The organism is Tranquillimonas rosea, from assembly GCF_900111315.1.
GTDB lineage: Bacteria > Pseudomonadota > Alphaproteobacteria > Rhodobacterales > Rhodobacteraceae > Tranquillimonas > Tranquillimonas rosea.
Genome location: NZ_FOGU01000009.1, coordinates 98,015 through 115,339, shown reverse-complemented (window position 1 = coordinate 115,339; position 17,325 = coordinate 98,015). Strand labels below are relative to the sequence as shown.

At 72.7% G+C, this 17,325-nt stretch carries 12 protein-coding genes and 1 riboswitch; of the genes, 11 read left to right on the top strand and 1 reads right to left on the bottom strand.

Features of this window, described 5'->3' with window-relative positions; translation table 11 throughout:
• Positions 1-382 precede the first annotated feature (382 nt).
• The 7 genes from BMZ25_RS15185 to BMZ25_RS15155 all read left to right on the top strand — a co-directional run bounded on the left by BMZ25_RS15185 (position 383) and on the right by BMZ25_RS15155 (position 7,179).
• Entirely contained in the window at positions 383-1,456 is a 1,074-nt protein-coding gene (locus BMZ25_RS15185; RefSeq protein ID WP_092695106.1) for a sirohydrochlorin chelatase, read from the top strand.
• Positions 1,457-1,556: 100 nt separating this feature from the next.
• Positions 1,557-2,198: a precorrin-8X methylmutase gene (locus BMZ25_RS15180; RefSeq protein ID WP_092695104.1), complete on the top strand. Its 642-nt coding sequence runs from the start codon at positions 1,557-1,559 to the stop codon at positions 2,196-2,198.
• Positions 2,191-3,393: a precorrin-6y C5,15-methyltransferase (decarboxylating) subunit CbiE gene (cbiE, locus tag BMZ25_RS15175; protein ID WP_092695102.1), complete on the top strand. Its 1,203-nt coding sequence runs from the start codon at positions 2,191-2,193 to the stop codon at positions 3,391-3,393. The genes BMZ25_RS15180 and cbiE overlap by 8 nt, the downstream gene beginning before the upstream one ends.
• Before the next feature lie 39 nt (positions 3,394-3,432).
• Positions 3,433-4,140 (top strand): precorrin-2 C(20)-methyltransferase, encoded by a 708-nt coding sequence (gene cobI / locus BMZ25_RS15170; protein ID WP_092695100.1) that lies wholly within the window; start codon positions 3,433-3,435, stop codon positions 4,138-4,140.
• 11 nt (positions 4,141-4,151) lie between these two features.
• The gene (cobJ, locus tag BMZ25_RS15165; RefSeq protein WP_177190484.1) at positions 4,152-5,936 is read left to right on the top strand and encodes a precorrin-3B C(17)-methyltransferase; all 1,785 of its coding nucleotides are present in this window, start codon (positions 4,152-4,154) and stop codon (positions 5,934-5,936) included.
• A 29-nt stretch (positions 5,937-5,965) separates the two neighbouring features.
• Complete coding sequence (gene cobM, locus BMZ25_RS15160) at positions 5,966-6,730, top strand: precorrin-4 C(11)-methyltransferase (RefSeq protein ID WP_092695096.1); 765 nt, start codon at positions 5,966-5,968, stop codon at positions 6,728-6,730.
• Positions 6,731-6,810: 80 nt separating this feature from the next.
• Positions 6,811-7,179, top strand: a complete 369-nt coding sequence (locus BMZ25_RS15155; RefSeq protein WP_092695094.1) for a hypothetical protein — start codon at positions 6,811-6,813, stop codon at positions 7,177-7,179.
• Here the strand turns inward: BMZ25_RS15155 and smc are convergent.
• Positions 7,176-10,631, bottom strand: a complete 3,456-nt coding sequence (gene smc, locus BMZ25_RS15150) for a chromosome segregation protein SMC (protein ID WP_092695092.1) — start codon at positions 10,629-10,631, stop codon at positions 7,176-7,178. The genes BMZ25_RS15155 and smc overlap by 4 nt on opposite strands.
• Before the next feature lie 183 nt (positions 10,632-10,814).
• Positions 10,815-11,038, top strand: a riboswitch (cobalamin riboswitch).
• A gap of 125 nt (positions 11,039-11,163) precedes the next feature.
• Here smc and BMZ25_RS15145 point away from each other — a divergent pair.
• The 4 genes from BMZ25_RS15145 to cobN all read left to right on the top strand — a co-directional run bounded on the left by BMZ25_RS15145 (position 11,164) and on the right by cobN (position 17,171).
• Positions 11,164-11,808 carry a HupE/UreJ family protein gene (locus tag BMZ25_RS15145; RefSeq protein WP_092695090.1) on the top strand — a complete coding sequence of 215 codons (645 nt, stop codon included), beginning with the start codon at positions 11,164-11,166 and terminating at the stop codon, positions 11,806-11,808.
• A gap of 85 nt (positions 11,809-11,893) precedes the next feature.
• The gene (gene cobW / locus BMZ25_RS15140) at positions 11,894-12,964 is read left to right on the top strand and encodes a cobalamin biosynthesis protein CobW (protein ID WP_092695262.1); all 1,071 of its coding nucleotides are present in this window, start codon (positions 11,894-11,896) and stop codon (positions 12,962-12,964) included.
• Positions 12,961-13,428, top strand: coding sequence for a GNAT family N-acetyltransferase (locus BMZ25_RS15135; protein ID WP_092695088.1), 468 nt, complete (start codon positions 12,961-12,963; stop codon positions 13,426-13,428). The genes cobW and BMZ25_RS15135 overlap by 4 nt, the downstream gene beginning before the upstream one ends.
• The gene (gene cobN, locus BMZ25_RS15130) at positions 13,428-17,171 is read left to right on the top strand and encodes a cobaltochelatase subunit CobN (RefSeq protein ID WP_092695086.1); all 3,744 of its coding nucleotides are present in this window, start codon (positions 13,428-13,430) and stop codon (positions 17,169-17,171) included. Before BMZ25_RS15135 ends, cobN begins: the two co-directional genes overlap by 1 nt.
• Positions 17,172-17,325 lie beyond the last annotated feature (154 nt).

Sequence of the window (17,325 nt, the reverse complement as noted above, 5' to 3'; positions counted from 1 at the left end):
TGATCCCGTGTTGCCTTTCAGGTAGATCTTGCGCCGGCCCGCACCATCCCCCGCGTCGGCAGGCGTCCCCTGCGCTGACGCACATCTCCGCCGGATCGGGTTTGCACCCGCCCCCGCGTCACCCTATACCGGCGACGACGACGACGCCCCCGGCCCCGGGGGCCGAACGGAGGCCGCGCCGGGATCGACCCATCCAGGGGATCGCCGCACGGCATCGTCGACGCGGACCGATCCGATCGGCCGTCGCAGGCGTGCTCCGCTCACCGCCCGGGACCGGCGACACCGGAAAGGATCTGCCCATGCCGCGCCTGGCCCCCACCCCCGTCCTCCAGTCGCTCCCGGCGACCGACCCGGCCACCGCCGCAGCCGCGGGGCGCACGGCATGACCACCGGCGTGATGATCTGCGGGCACGGCTCGCGCAGCCAGTCCGCCGTCGACGAGTTCGCGACGCTGGCGCAGAAACTCCCGGCCCACCTGCCGCCCGACTGGCCGGTGGAATACGGCTACCTGGAATTCGCCAACCCGGTGATCCGCGATGGTCTCGACCGACTGCGCGCCTCCGGCTGCGACCGCATCCTCGCGGTGCCCGGCATGCTGTTCGCGGCGATGCACGCCAAGAACGACATCCCCACCGTCCTGAACACCTACGCCGCCACCCACGACATCACCGTCAGCTACGGGCGCGAACTCGGCGTCGATCCCAAGATGGTCGCCGCCGCCGCCGCCCGCATCGACGAGGCGCTCGCCGCCGCCCCCTCCGACATCCCCCTGCACGAGACCTGCCTCGTGGTGATCGGCCGCGGCGCCTCCGATCCCGACGCCAACGGCAACGTCTCCAAGATCGCCCGCCTCCTGTGGGAGGGGATGGGCTTCGGCTGGTGCGAGGTCGGCTATTCCGGCGTCACCTTCCCGCTGGTGGAACCCTGTCTCGACCACGTCGCGCGGCTCGGCTACCGCCGGGTCGTGGTGTTCCCCTACTTCCTGTTCTCCGGCATCCTGATCGACCGGATCTACGGCTTCACCGACCGCGTCGCCGCCGCCAACCCGCAGATTGAGTTTCTCAAGGCCGGCTATCTCGGCGACCATCCCCAGGTGATCGAGACCTTCGCCGAGCGCGTGACCGAGCTGGTGGGCGAGACGCCCCCGCCGAACTGCGCCATGTGCAAGTACCGCACCCAGGTCCTCGGCTTCGAGGCCGAGGTCGGCGCGGTGCAGGAAAGCCACCACCACCATGTCGAGGGCCAGGGCGCCGAAGCCCCCGGCTCGAACGTCGCCGATTGCCGCCTCTGCGACGACTTCTGCACCGGCGAATGTCGCCTCGACGCCGGCCACGACCATCACCACCATCACCATGGTCACGATCACACCCACGATCACGACCATCACCACCACGCGCCCTACCCCCATGCCGATCACCCCCACGGCCCCGAAAGCGTGCGGAAGTCCCGGTCATGACCCGTCTTTGGTCCCGAAATATCCCGGGGGGAGTCTCCGTCAGGAGACGGGGGGCAGCGCCCCCAGCCGCGGTCGGGCCAGCAACCGGCGGGTCCGCCTGATGCGCCCCTACGAAAAGGACCCCGCCGCGATCTACGCGCAATCCTTCGCAACCGTCCGCGCCGAGGCCCGGCTCGACCGGTTCGACCCGGCGATGCAGGTGGTGGCGGTGCGCCTGATCCATGCTTGCGGCATGGTCGAGATCGCCGACCGCCTCGCCTGGTCACAGGACGCGGCGGCGCGCGGCCGGGCCGCCCTGGCCGGGGGCGCCCCCGTGCTCTGCGACTGCGAAATGGTCGCGTCCGGGATCATCCGGCGCAGCCTGCCGGCCGGCAACCCTGTCGTCTGCACCCTCAACGACGCCGCCGTGCCAGACCGCGCGAGCGCGCTTGGCACCACCCGCTCGGCCGCCGCCGTCGATCTGTGGCACGATCGGCTGGACGGCGCGGTGGTCGCCATCGGCAATGCGCCCACGGCGCTCTTCCACCTGCTCGAACGGCTCGACTCCGGCTGGCCCGCGCCGGCGGTGATCCTGGGCTTCCCGGTGGGCTTCGTCGGCGCCGCCGAATCCAAGGCCGAGCTGGTGCACGAGCCGCGCGGGGCCGGGTTCATCGCGCTGCGCGGACGCCGGGGCGGATCCGCGATGGCCGCCGCCGCGGTCAACGCGCTCGCCGCGCCCCTGCCCGGAGAAGGCGATGACTGAGCCCTGGCTGCACATCGTCGGCATCGGCGAGGACGGGATGGACGGCCTCACCCCCGCGACCCGCGCGGCGGTCGAGGCGGCCGAGGTCATCGTCGGCGGCGACCGCCACCACCGCCTGTCCGACGCGGTCACGGCCGAAAGGGTCGCCTGGCCCTCGCCCTTCGACGCGCTGATCGACCTGTTGCAATCCTTCAAGGGCCGCCGCGTCGTCGTCCTGGCCACGGGCGATCCGCTGTGGTTCTCGGTGGGCGCGCGCATCGGCCGGTCGATCCCGCCGGAAGAGATCGTCTACCATCCCCAGATCTCGGCCTTCCAGCTCGCCGCCGCCCGCATGGGCTGGAGCCTCGCGGACGTCGAGACGCTGACGGTCCATGGCCGCCCGGTCGAACAGATGATCGCCTTCATCCAGCCCGACGCCCGGCTCCTGATCCTGACCACCGGTGCCGAGACGCCGGCGCAGATCGCCCGCTTCCTCTCCGACCGCGGCTTCGGCGCCAGCCGGATGACCGTGTTCGCCGCGATGGGCGGCACCGACGAGGCCCGGTTCGACGGCACTGCCCAAGGCTGGGACCACGAGGTGCCGGCCTTCAACACCCTCGCGGTCGAGTGCATCGCCGCGCCCGACGCCGCCCTGCTGCCACGGGTTCCGGGGCTCGACGACGATCTCTTCCGCCACGACGGCACCATGACCAAGCAGGAGGTCCGCGCTGAAACGCTGGCCAAGCTGATGCCGATGCGCGGCGCGCTTTTGTGGGACATCGGCACCGGCTGCGGATCGGTGGCGATCGAGTGGATGCGCGCGGCCCGCTATGCCCGCGCGGTGGGGATCGAACCGCGCGCCGATCGCCGGGCGCTCGCCGCCGAGAACGCCCTCGCCCTCGGCACGCCGCGGCTCGATCTCGTCGACGGCACCGCGCCCGACGCCCTGGCGGGGCTCGAGGCGCCCGACGCGATCTTCATCGGCGGCGGCGTCAGCGAGGCGGTGTTCGACGCGGCCTGGGCGGCGCTCAAGCCGCTGGGCCGGCTCGTGGCCAACGCGGTGACGCTGGAAAGCCAGGCGGTGCTCCTCGACCTCTACCACCGCCACGGCGGTCGGCTGGTGACGCTGTCGGTGCAGCGCGCCGCGCCGGTGGGCACGCGCACCGGCTGGCGGCCGCTGATGCCCGTCACCCAGCTGAGCCTGGTGAAACGATGACCTGTCCCGACCCTGCACACGGCATCGGGGGGCGCTCCGATGCCTGAACCCGGTACGCTCTACGGCATCGGCCTCGGGCCCGGCGACCCCGAGCTGGTGACGCTCAAGGCCGCGCGGCTGATCGCCGCCTGCCCGGTCGTCGCCTATCCGACCCTTTCCGGCGGGGCGAGCTTTGCCCGCAGCATCGCCGCCGACCTCATTGCACCGCGCACGGCCGAGATCGTCATGGACGTGCCGATGACCACCGACCGCGCCCCGGCGCAGGCCGCCTACGACGACGGCGCCGCGCGGATCGCGGCGGCGCTCGATTCCGGCGCCGACGTGGCCTGCCTGTGCGAGGGCGACCCGTTCTTCTACGGCTCGTTCATGTATCTCCACTCGCGCCTCGCGGATCGCTACGCGGTCGAGGTGATCCCCGGCGTCACAGCGCTCACCGCCTGCGCGGCCCGCGCCGGGCGGCCGCTGGCGGCGCGCAACGCGCGGCTGACGGTGCTGCCGGGCCCGCTGGGCGCCGAGGCCCTGCGCGACCGCATCGACGGGGCCGAGGCCGTGGCGGTGATGAAGGTCGGACGCCACCTTCCCAAGATCCGCGCGGTGATCGACGCGCTCGGGCTGACCGACGGCGCCGTCTATGTCGAGCGCGCCACGCTGGGCGACGAGCGGGTGTGCCCGCTGGCCGAGGCGCCCGAGACCGCCCCCTATTTCTCGACGATCCTGGTGATGAAGGAGACCGACCCGTGGCTGTGACCCCGATCGTGATGGCCCTGTCCGCGTCCGGCACCGAGACCGCCCGGCGCGTGGCGGACCTGCTGGCCGCGCCGCTGCATGGCCGCGCGGGGCGGGTGACGGGGGCCGACGCGACGTTCCCCGACGCGCTGGACCATGCCCGGCAGGCCTTCGCCGCAGGCACGCCGATCGTCGGGGTCTGCGCCGCCGGCATCCTGATCCGCGCCGTCGCGCCGCTCTTGGCCGACAAGCGGTCCGAGCCGCCCGTCGTCGCCGTCAGCGAGGACGGATCGGTCGTCGTGCCGCTGCTCGGCGGCCATCGCGGCGCCAACCGCCTGGCCCGCGACATCGCCGCGGCGCTCGGCGCGCGGGCGGCGGTGACGACCGCGGGGGACGTGGCGCTCGGCATCGCGCTGGACGAACCGCCCGCCGGCTGGAGCCTCGCCAATCCCGAGGCCGCGAAGGGCGCGATGGCCGCCCTTCTCGCCGGCGAGGGCGCGCGCATCGACGGCGACGCGGCCGACGCCGCCACGTGGCTCGCCGGGCTGCCCGAGGGCGACGGCGTGCGCCTGACCTGCTCCGAGGCGCCGGTCTCCGGCGGCGACCGGCACCTGGTGTTCCACCCCCGCCGGCACGTGCTGGGCGTGGGCTGCGCCCGCGACTGTCCGCCCGACGAGCTGGCCGCGCTGGTCACCGACACCCTCGCCGCCAGCGGGGTCGCGCCCGGCGCGCTGGCCGGCATCGCCACCGTCGACATCAAGGCCGACGAGGCGGCGGTGCTGGCGCTCTCCACCGCGCTCGACGTGCCCCTGCGGCTCTTCACCCCTGCCGAGCTCGAGGCCGAGATGCCGCGGCTCGAGACGCCCTCGGACGTGGTCTATGCCGAGGTCGGCTGCCACGGCGTCGCCGAGGGCGCGGCGCTGGCCGCCGCCGGCGCCGATGCCGCCCTGCGCACGCCCAAGCGCAAGACCGCCAACGCCACCTGCGCCCTCGCCTGCGCGCCCGCGTCCCTCGCCGAGCCCGCGGGCCGCCCGCGCGGAACGCTGTCGATCGTCGGCATCGGGCCGGGACAGGCCGACTGGCGCACCCCCGAGGCCAGCCGCCTGATCGCCGCCGCGGACGAGCTGGTGGGCTACGGGCTCTATATCGACCTGCTGGGCCCCCTCGCCGCGGGCAAGCCCCGCGCCGACTTCCCCCTCGGCGGCGAGGAGGACCGCTGCCGGCACGCGCTGGAACGCGCCGGCGAGGGCCACAACGTCGCGCTGATCTGTTCGGGCGACGCGGGGATCTACGCGATGGGCGCGCTGGTGTTCGAGCTCTTGGACCGGACCGAGAACGGCGTCTCGGACGCCGCCCGCCGGGTCGAGGTCACCTGCGCCCCCGGCGTCTCGGCGCTGCAGGGCGCGGCGGCGCGGGCGGGGGCGCCGCTGGGCCACGATTTCTGCGCCATCTCGCTGTCCGACCTGCTGACCCCGCGCGACGACATCCTGCGCCGCCTCTCCGCCGCGGCCGAGGGCGACTTCGTCGTCGCGCTCTACAACCCGGTGTCGCGCAAGCGGCGCGAGCTTCTGGGCATCGCCCGCGACACCCTGCTGCGCCACCGCCCCGCGGACACGCCGGTGATGCTGGCGACCTCGCTCGGCCGGCCGGAAGAGCGGATCGTCTACCGCCGGCTCGACGCGCTGAGCGCCGACGAGGTCGACATGCTGACGGTGGTGCTGATCGGCTCGTCCCAGTCACGGCTGCTCGACCGGGGCGAGGGGCAGCGCATGTACACGCCGCGCGGCTACGCGCGAAAGGTCGCGGCCGCAGGCTGACGCGGCCCGTCACCAGGAAAGGAGGGCACATGAAGGTGCATTTCATCGGCGCCGGTCCCGGCGACCCCGAACTTCTCACGCTCAAGGCGCAGCGTCTGATCGCGGGCTGTTCCGTCTGTCTCTATGCCGGATCGCTGGTCCCGGCCGAGGTCGTCGCCCATGCCCCGCCCGGCGCGCGGGTGATGGACACCGCGCCGATGACGCTGGACCAGACCCACGCCGAGATCCTGGCCGCCCGCGACCGGGGCCAGGACGTCGCCCGCGTCCATTCCGGCGACCCCTCGCTCTACGGTGCGATCGCCGAGCAGATCCGCCGGCTCAAGGCCGACGGGATCGACTACGACATCGTGCCCGGCGTGCCCGCCTTTGCCGCCGCCGCCGCCGCGCTGGGGCGCGAGCTGACGGTGCCCGAGGTGGCGCAGTCGGTCGTCCTGACCCGGATGGCGATGAAATCCTCGTCGATGCCCGAGGGCGAGACACTCGAGACCTTCGCGAAAAGCGGCGCGACGCTGGCGATTCACCTGGGCGTCCGCGCCCTGCGCGAGATCGAACGTCAGCTCATCCCCTATTACGGCGAGGACTGCCCCGCGGTCATCGCCTATCGCGTCGGCTGGCCGGACGAGGCGATCCTGTCGGGCACCCTGACGGACATCCGCGAAAAGGCCCGCGCGGCGAAGATCACGCGGACGGCACTGATTCTCGTCGGACCGGCGCTGGCCGAGGGCGTATCGTTTCGCGACTCGGCCCTATACGACCCCAAACACCCCCATCTGTTGCGCCCGCGAACGAGTTGACCGCCGGGCGTCGCAAACGGACTTGAAGGAATCGATGGTTGCCCCATCCTTCGAGATGCGAGTCGGGAGGCACGGGTCACATGACGGATTTTCTTTCCAGGGAACTGCGCGAGGCGCTGCGGGGCGCGGACCCGTCCAATCGCACCAGGCGCACAACGCTCACGGTCCATGCGGGGCGGCACGTGGTGCCGATCCGGCGCCTCTGGCAGCGCGGCCTCGCCGTCGATGCCGACTCGGCGCCGCACCTGCGCGGGCTGGTCGACATCTATGACGGACCGACGCATCTGGGCCAGTGCCTGATCGTCGCCGTCGGCGAAGAGGGCGGAGAGCTGATCTGCGAGTTCAAGCGGGCGTTGTCCCGGCCGGTCGACGCGCCGCCGCGCGACTTCGCCCCGGAGGAGGACGTGCCGCAGCCGATCCTGACGGGACCGACCCGCGCCGGGCTCTAGGCCACCATTGCCTCGGCCCGCCGCAGGTCGACCGACACCAGCTGCGAGACGCCCCTCTCGCCCATCGTGACGCCGAACAGCCGGTCCATCCGCGCCATCGTCACCGCATGGTGCGTGATGATCAGGAACCGCGTGTCGGTGCGACGGGTCATCTCGTCCAGCAGGTCGCAGAATCGGGTCACGTTGGCGTCGTCCAGCGGCGCGTCGACCTCGTCGAGCACACAGATCGGCGCCGGGTTCGCCATGAACACGCCAAAGATCAGCGCCAGCGCGGTCAGCGTCTGCTCGCCGCCCGACAGAAGGCTCAGGGTCGACAGCTTCTTGCCCGGCGGCGAACACAGGATCTCCAGCCCCGCATCCAGCGGATCGTCGGATTCCACCAGTTCCAGCCGCGCGTGGCCGCCGCCGAACAGGTGGGTGAAGAGCTGGGCGAAGTTCTCGTTCACCTGCTCGAACGCCGCCAGCAGCCGCTCGCGGCCCTCCTTGTTCAGCCCGGCGATGCCCTGCCGCAGGGTGGCGATCGCCTCTTCCAGGTCGGTCTTTTCCGCGCTCAGCTGATCGTGCTCGACGCGCACCTCCTCGGCGTCCTCCTCGGCGCGCAGGTTCACCGCGCCCAGCGAATCGCGGGCGCGGCGCAGGCGGGCGATCTCGGCCTCGATCTTGTCGACCGGCGGCAGCGCGTCGGCATCCGCCTCCAGCGCCTCGGCCAGGGCCTCGGGCGTGGTGTCGAGCTCTTCCGAGATCCGCTCCCGCGCGGTCCGCGTCGCCTCGCGGGCGGCCTCGGCGGTGGCCTCGGCGCGGGCACGGGCCTCGCGCGCCTCCCCGGCGGTCGCGGTCGCCTCGCGCTCGCCCTGCGCGGCCGCGCGCAGCGCCTCCTCGGCCGAGGACAGGGCCGCCACGGCGGCATCGCGGCGCTCTTCGGCCTGCGAGATGTCGCGCGCCAGCGTATCGCCCCGTTCGGCCAGTTCCACCGGACGGTCCTGCGCCGCTTCCAGCTGACGCGCTGCCTCGTCCCGGCGGCGCGACAGGTCCGCCAGCCGCTGCCCCGCGCTCTCGCGGCGGCGCTGCCAGCCGGCCAGCTCGCTCTCGACGGTGCGCAGCCGCTTCGATCGGGCCTCGCCGTCGCGGGCCAGCTCGTCATGGGCGGCGCGGGCCGACATCATGGTGATGCGGGCGGCCTCGACGCTGGTCTTGGCCTCTTCCACCCGCTCGCGCAGGTCGTCCAGGTTGTCCAGCTGCCGCTGGGCCATCTCGGCCTCTTCCACGGCGGCGCGGGCGGCCCGTGCCTCTTCCGCGTGGCGGTCGATCGCCGCGCGCTGCGTCTCCAGCTTGCCGGCGGCCATGTCCCGGTCGGCCTCGGCGCGGTTCTGAGCGCGGGTCGTCTCGGTGACACGGGCATCCGCCGCGCGGCGAGCCTCGCGCGCGGTCCTGTCGGCCTCGGTCAGGTCCTTCAGCCGCGCCGACAGGTCGGAATGGGCCTCGGTCGCGCTCTCGACCCGCGCGTCCAGCACCTCGCCCTGCTGCCGCAGCTCGGCCAGCCGGTTCATCTGCTGCAGGCGCAGGGCGGCGGCGCTGGGGGCGTCTTCGGCCCCGGCGCGGAACCCGTCCCAGCGCCACAGGTCGCCCTCTGCGCTGACCAGCCGCTGACCGGGGCGCAGCGCGGCCTGCGACCGGGCGCCATCGGCCCGCGCGACCAGGCCCACATGATCGATGCGCCGCGCCAGCACCTCTGGCACGCGCACCACATCGGACAGCGGCGTGGCGCCCTCGGGCAGCGGTTCGGACGTGCCGTAGGGAGCCAGCCGCGCCCAACCCGACACGCCCTCGGGGCCGATCTCGGGCGCTCGCAGATCGTCGGCCAGCGCCGCGCCCAGCGCCGCCTCGTAACCGGGATCGGCCGCCACGCTGTCGAGGATCTGCGCCTCGTCCGAATCGTCCCGCGCGACCAGCCGCTCCAGCGCGCCGATCTCGGCGGCCAGGGCCTTGGCCTCGCCCTCGGCCTCGGACCGGGCGGCGCGCGCGTCGGCTTCCGAGGCCTGCGCCTCGGACCGCGCGGCATCCGCCTCGGTCAGCGTCTCCTCGGCCCGCTCGGCTAGCTCGACCGCCGCCTCCTGCGCCTCGGCCGCGGTTTCGGCGGCGCGGGTCTTTTCGGCCAGCGTCTCCTCCGCTGCGGCCGCCGCCTCCTCGGCCTGACGCGCGGCGGCGTCGGCCTTGTCGCGGTCACGATGGGCATCGTCCACCCGCCGCCGGGCCGACTGGTGCCGGGCCGACAGCCGCGCCGCGTCCTCGGTCAGCTGGCCCAGGTCCGACTCACGCTGGCCCAGGATGTCCGCCGCCTCGGCCGATCGGTCCGCCGCCTCGGCCACGCGGTCGTCATGCCCCTCGCCCGCCGCCCGAAGTTCCGCCGCCTCGGTCTCGAGCGCGCCGATCGACTCGCCCGCGTCACCGTCCAGCGCGCTCTCCCGCGCGGCGTCCTTGTCGAGCTGCGCGATCCGGCTCTCGAGCGACGCGATCTCGGCCCGCGCCCGCTCGATCTCGGCCTCCAGCCCCTCGCGCTCGACCTGCAGGCGCTGCAGCACGGCGGCGGCGATGGAGTCCTCCTCGCGCAGCGGCGGCAGGGCGCCCTCCGCGGCCTCGCGCGCCGCCTCGGCGTCGCGCACGGCACGCTCGGCGGCGGCGGTCTCGTCCGCGCGGGCCGCCAGCGCGCCCTCCGCGGTGGTCTCGGCCGTCACCGCCTCGCACCAGCGGCGATAGAGCAGCAGCCCCTCGGCGCGACGCAGCTCGCCCCCGATCTCGCGGTACCGCTTCGCCTGCCGCGCCTGCCGGGTCAGCGTCGACAACTGCTGCGCCAGCTGCTCGATCGTGTCCGATACCCGTTCGAGGTTGGTCTCGGCGCCCTTCAGCTTCAGCTCGGCCTCGTGCCGCCGCTGGTAGAGCCCGGCGATCCCCGCGGCATCCTCCAGGATGCGGCGCCGCGCCTTGGGCTTGGCGTTGATCAGCTCGCTGATCTGCCCCTGCCGCACCAGCGCCGGCGACTGCGCCCCGGTCGAGGCGTCGGCGAACAGCATCTGCACGTCGCGCGCCCGCACGTCCTTTGCGTTCACCTTGAAGGCCGAGCCCGCGTCCCGCGTGATCCGCCGCACGATGTCCAGCGTGTCGCTGTCGTTGAACCCGGCGGGCGCCAGCCGCTGGCCGTTGTCGATCGCCAGGGACACCTCGGCAAAGTTCTTCGCCCCCCGCGTCGCGGTCCCGGCAAAGATCACGTCCTCCATGCCGCCGCCGCGCATTGCGGTGGGACGGTTCTCGCCCATCACCCAGCGCAGGGCCTCCAGCAGGTTCGACTTGCCGCAGCCGTTCGGACCGACCACGCCGGTCAGCCCGTCCGCGATCACCAGGTCGGTCGGATCGACGAAGCTCTTGAAGCCGGTCAGTCTGAGGCGGGTGAAGCGCAAGGCCGGGCCCTTTTGCAGGCAATGGCGGGATTGACGCGCAGGATGCCGCCGCGCCGGGCGCGGAGTCAACAACAACCCACCCGATTTAGACGAACCTCGGCGCTTTTCCACAAGATATCGCAGGCGCAGGTCGGCACCGCCCCCGCCGCCGGTGAACCGGCTTGACCCGCCGCCCCCCGGCGCGCATGACTAGGGCCGCACGGTGCCCCGGCGGTCCGCCAAGCGGTCCAGGGGCTGAAATGGGAATGCGGTGCCAGGCGACCCATATCGGGGCCTCACTCCGCAGCCGCCCCCGCGACTGTAAGCGGCGAGCGGGCGTCGAACATGCCACTGGAGCGATCCGGGAAGGCCGACGCCACCGCGACGACCCGCGAAGCCAGGAGACCAGCCGCGCGACGGGTTCCGGAAGGCGCCCGGCCTGAGCAACGGACGGGGTGTTCCGTGAAGGGTCTGCGCACGCGGCACGACGATCCCGGCGCACACCTTCGACGTGACCCCCCTGTCGGACACGAACCGATAAAGGGGACAGACCATGAAGAAACTTCTCACCGCGACATTCGCACTGACCGCGACGCCCGCCCTCGCCCACCACCCGCTGGGCGGCGCCGCGATGACCACCTTCTCCGACGGGCTGCTGTCGGGCGTGGGCCACCCGGTCCTCGGCTTCGACCACCTGTTCTTCGTGGCGCTCACGGGCATCGCGGCGGCGTTCACCGCGCACCGCGCGACCGCGCCGCTGGCCTATCTCGCCGCGATGATCGCCGGGGTGCTGATCGCCACCTTCGGCCCCGCCCTGCCGCTGGCCGAGGCGGTGATCGCGGTCTCGCTTCTGGCGCTCGGCGGCGTCGTGCTATCGGGCCGCGCCCTGTCGACGCCCGCAGCGCTGGCGCTCTTCGCCGGGTTCGGCCTGTTCCACGGCTCGGCCTTCGGCGGCGCCATGGCCACGGCCGAAGCCGGCGCGACGAGCGCCGTCCTGGCGGGCTACCTGATCGCCCTCGCGGCGGTGCAGTACGCCATCGCCCTCGCCGCCGGTCTGGTCGCCACCCGCTTCTGGAACGCCACCGACGCCGCGGCCCTGCAACCCCGGCTCGCCGGCGCCATCGTGGCCGGCATGGGCCTGTTCCTGACGCTCGAGACCGTCGAAGGCGCCGCCGTCTCGGCACTCGGCTGGGGCTGACGCGCCGCCCGCATCCGACACCGGGGCCGTCCGTCCGCGCGGGCGGCCCCCTTTCATGAAGATTCCGCGCAGACAGGTGCCCGACATGCCCGCCAAGATCCCCGCAACCATCGTCACCGGCTTCCTCGGCTCCGGCAAGACGACGCTGATCCGCCACCTTCTCGGGCAGGCCGACGGCCGCCGGATCGCGCTCATCATCAACGAGTTCGGCGATCTCGGCGTCGACGGCGGCATCCTCAAGGGCTGCGGCATCGAGAACTGCGACGACGACGACGTGATGGAGCTGTCGAACGGCTGCATCTGCTGCACCGTGGCCGAGGATTTCGTGCCGACAATGCAGAAGCTCCTCGCGCGCGAGGACAAGCCCGACCACATCGTGATCGAGACGAGCGGCCTCGCCCTGCCGCAGCCGCTGGTCCGCGCGTTCAACTGGCCCGACATCGCCTCGAAGGTCACCGTCGACGGCGTCGTCGCGATGGTCGACGGCAAGGCGCTGTCCGAGGGCCGCTTCGCCCACGACGAATCCAGCGTCGACGCCCAGCGCGCGATGGACGACAACCTCGACCACGAGACCCCGCTGAGCGAGCTGTTCGAAGACCAGGTCGCCTGCGCCGACATGATCGTGGTGAACAAGTCCGACCTTCTCGAAAAGGCCGAGCTGGACCAGATTCTGCACCGGCTCCGCGATGACAGCCGCGAGGGCGTGCAGGTCGTCAACGCCGCGATGGGCCAGCTGCCGCTCGACATCGTGCTGGGCCTCGGCGCCGGTGCCGAATTCAGCCTCGAGGGCCGCGACGAGGTGCATCACCACCACCATCACGACGACGAGGACGGCGCGGACGGCGACGGTCACCACCACCATCACGATCACGACGATTTCGAGAGCTTCGTCGTCACCCGCCCCGAGATCACCGATCAGGGCGCCTTCGCCGAGCAGGTGGCCGAGACGATCCGCACCCACGACATCCTGCGGCTCAAGGGCTTCGCCGCCGTCGCGGGCAAGCCGATGCGCCTGACGCTCCAGGCCGTCGGCCCGCGCATCGAATCCTATTTCGACCGCCCCATCGCCAATGACGAACCGCGCGAGACGCGCCTCGTGGTGATCGGCCAGGCCGGTCTCGACCGCGCCGCGATCGAGAAGGCGCTGTCGGCATGACGGCGACCCTCGTCGCGCCCGCGATCCATGTCTGCGACCCGCTCTCGCCCGAGGGCCGCGCGCTGATCGACGCCAGCCAGGCCGCCCTGAACGAGATCGACCCGCCGGAAGAGAACTTCTCGGTCTCCGCCGAAGAGCTCGCCGTGCCCGGCGTCACCTTCCTCGCCGCCCGCGTCGACGGCCGCCCCGCGGGCTGCGTCGCGCTGGTCGCCCGCGGCGGCTACGGCGAGATCAAGCGCTTCTACGTCGATCCCGCGCTGCGCGGCCGCGGCGTCGGCCGGGCGCTGATGGACGCCGCCGAGGACCGCGCCCGCCGGCAGGGCCTGCCCTGCCTCCGGCTCGAGACGAGCGTGCGGATGGACGCCGCGCGCGCCGTCTACGAACGACGCGGCTATGCCGAATGCCCCGCCTTCGGCGGCTATCCCGACATCCCCTCGAACCTGTTCCTGGAAAAGCGTCTCTGATGCATCTCCTCGCCGCAACGCCCGGCGCCATCGACGACGGCAGCGATGCCGTCGATCCCGGCCAGACGCCGTCCGATGTCGTGTTCCTCTCCGCCGCCGACACCGAACTCGCCGCCCTCTCCGAGGCCCGCGCCGAGATGGAGGCGCCGCCGGGCCTGCGGCTCACCAACCTGGGCTACCTGCGCCACCCGATGTCGGTGGACCTGCACCTCGAGAATTGCGCCTCGAAGTCCCGGCTGGTGGTCGCGCGCTGCCTCGGCGGGGCGGGGTACTGGCGGTATTTCGTAGGCCAGTTTGTGCACGTCCTGTGCACGCGCGGTGTACACCTTGTGCTCCTGCCCGGCGACGACCAGCCGGACCCGGAACTGCGCGAATTCTCCAACGTGTCCGACGCCGACTACGACGCGCTCTGGGCCTACATGGTCGAGGGCGGCCCCGAGAACGCGGCCGGTTTTCTCAAGTATTGCAAGGCCTTGCTCGACGATGCCCCCCGCCCCGCGCCGGCCCGCCCGCTGCTGCGCGCCGGCCTCTACTGGCCCGGCGCCGGCCTCGTCGACCTGCCCGACATCCGCCGCCACTGGACCCCCGACGCCCCCGTAATCCCCCTGATATTCTACCGCGCCCTCGTCCAGGGCGCCGGCCTCAACCCCTTGAACAGGCTGACGAAATCCCTGCTGCGCCGTGGCCTCAACCCGCTGCCCGTGTTCGTCGCCTCGCTCAAGGATCCGCTCTCGGCCGCCACGCTCGAGCACCTCTTCACCCAGGCCCCGCCCTCGGTCATCCTCAACTGCACCGCCTTCGCCACCGGCACCCCGCACGAAGGCGCCGACACCACCCCCAACCCCCTCGCCACGCCCGCCGCCGACGCCGCCCCGGTCTTCCAGGTCGTCCTCGCCGGCACCTCCGAGGAAACCTGGGCCGAGGGCCTGACCGGCCTCTCCGCCCGCGACATCGCCATGAACGTCGCCCTCCCCGAGGTCGACGGCCGCGTCCTCTCGCGCGCCATCTCGTTCAAGGGAGAGGCCTTTTTCGACCCGGCGACTGAGTGCCCCGTCGCCGCCTATCGCGCCGTGGGCGACCGGGTCGACTTCGTCGCCGACCTCGCCGCCAACTGGGCCCGATTGCGCCACACGCCTGCGCCGCAGCGCCGGGTCGCGCTGGTCCTCGCGAACTATCCCAACAAGGACGGCCGCCTCGCCAACGGTGTCGGCCTCGACACCCCCGCCGCGACGGTCGACACGCTCGCGACCCTCCGCGGCGCCGGCTACGACATCACGGACGCGCCCGCCGACAGCGCCGCGCTGATGGAGCGGCTCACCTCCGGGCCGACGAACTGGCTCACCGACCGGGCCGACCGCGCCGGCGGCGAAGGCCTGCCGCTCGACACCTACCTCGCGCATTACAAGGCCCTCCCCTTGGAGGTCCGGCAGAGGATCGAGGACCGCTGGGGACAGCCGCAGGACGATCCCTTCTTCTGCCTGGAAATATCCCCGCCGGAGGCGGATCCGGCGGGCCCGCCCGCGCAGGGGTTCAAGCTGTCGATCCACCGCTTCGGCAACGCCGTCGTCGGCCTGCAACCCGCGCGCGGCTACAATGTCGACCCGACCGAGACCTACCATGCGCCGGATCTCGTCCCACCGCACAACTATCTCGCCTTCTACATCTGGCTGCGGCACCACTGGGGGGCGCAGGCGGTGGTCCACATGGGCAAGCACGGCAACCTGGAATGGCTTCCGGGCAAGGCTCTGGCGCTGAGCAGCGAGTGCCTGCCCGAAGCGGTGCTCGGGCCCATGCCGCACGTCTATCCCTTCATCGTCAACGACCCGGGCGAGGGCACGCAGGCCAAGCGGCGGGCACAGGCGGTGATCGTCGATCACCTGACCCCGCCCCTGACCCGGGCCGAGACCTACGGCCCGCTGCGCGATCTCGAGGCGCTGGTTGACGAATATTACGAGGCGGCGGGGCTCGACCCCCGGCGGATCGACCATCTGCGGCGCGAGATCCTGTCGCTGACCTCGGCAACCGGGCTCGACGCGGATGCGGGCCTCGCCGGCGACGACGAAGAGGCGGACCTGGCCAAGCTCGACGCCTATCTCTGCGAGTTGAAGGAGGCGCAGATCCGCGACGGGCTGCACGTCTTCGGCACTTCGCCCGCGGGCCGGCTGGAACGGGACCTGACCCAGGCGCTGATCCGCGTGCCCCGGCGCGACGGCAAGGGCGGCGACGCCTCGATCCTTCGCGCGCTGGCCGCGGATTTCGGGCTGCCGTTCGACCCGCTCGATTGCGACATGGCCGCGCCCTGGAGTGGCCGCCGCCCCGACGCGCTGGCCCTCTTGGAGGGCGCATGGCGCAGCCACGGCGACACGGTCGAGCGGTTGGAAGACCTCGCGGCGCGACTGCTGGACGGCATCGCGACAGCCCCCGGCCCGGCCAGCGCCGCGGTCCTGGCCGAGGCGACGGAAAACGTCCGCCCCGCCGTCGTCGCCTGCGGTCCTGGCGAGCGCGACGGGCTGCTCGCCGTGCTCGACGGCCGCTTCCTACCGCCGGGCCCGTCGGGGGCGCCGACGCGCGGGCGGCTCGACGTGCTGCCCACAGGCCGAAACTTCTATTCCGTCGACAGCCGCGCGGTGCCCACGCCGACGGCCTGGGCGCTGGGGTGGAAATCGGCTGACCTCCTGATCGAGAAGCACCTGCAGGATCACGGTGACTGGCCGCGCGCGATGCTGGTCACCGCCTGGGGCACGGCGAACATGCGCACGGGCGGCGACGACATCGCCCAGGCGCTGGCGCTGATGGGGGTGCGGCCGCAATGGGACGAGGCCCGCCGCCGCGTGACCGGCTTCGAGATCATCCCGCACACCGCGCTCGGCCGGCCCCGCGTGGACGTGACCCTGCGGGTCTCGGGCTTCTTCCGCGACGCCTTCCCCCAACAGATGGACCTGATCGACAGCGCCGCCCGCGCGGTGATGGAGTTGGACGAGCCCGACGACGCCAATCCCGCCGCCGCCCGCGCCCGGACCGAGGGCACGGAGGGGCGCTTCCGGGTCTTCGGATCGAAACCGGGCGCCTATGGCGCGGGGCTGCAGGCGCTGATCGACGAGCGCGCCTGGGACGACACGGCGGATCTCGCCGAGGCGTACCTGACCTGGGGCAGCTATGCCTATGGCGGCGGCACTGAGGGCGCCCCGGCCCGCGACGCCTTCGCGGCGCGTCTGGGCGAGACCGAGGCGATCGTCCAGAACCAGGACAACCGCGAGCACGACCTGCTGGATTCCGACGATTACTACCAGTTCGAGGGCGGCGCGGCGGCAGCGGTGCGCAGCCTGCAGGGCCGCGACCGGCCGATCTATCACAACGACCATTCCCGCCCCGAACGGCCCGTGATCCGCACGCTGGAGGACGAGATCGGCCGGGTCGTCCGCAGCCGCGTTGTGAACCCGAAGTGGATCGAGGGCGTGAAGCGCCACGGCTACAAGGGCGCGTTCGAGATCGCGGCGACCGTGGATTACCTCTTTGCCTTCGCTGCCACCACGGGGGCGGTCCGGGGCCACCACTTCGATCTCGTCCATGCGGCCTTTCTCGACGATGACGACACCCGCGCGTTCCTTGCCGAGGCGAACCCCGCCGCGCTGCGCGAGATCGCGGAGCGTTTGGAGGAGGCGATCGACCGCGAGCTTTGGCAGCCCCGGTCGAACCGCGCGCGCGAGCGGCTGGCCGCCCTTCGGGCCGGAGCGGTGACCTGATGGCGCGCCTGCGGCGCACGCGACCACTCGAGGGGGCTCTGCCCCCGCCCGGCGGCCTGCCGGCCGCCGGACTCCCCCGGGATATTTCGGGACAGGAGAACCCTAAGGAGATTGCCCGTTCCCGTCAGGGATCACTCTGGCTACAGTCCCGGAA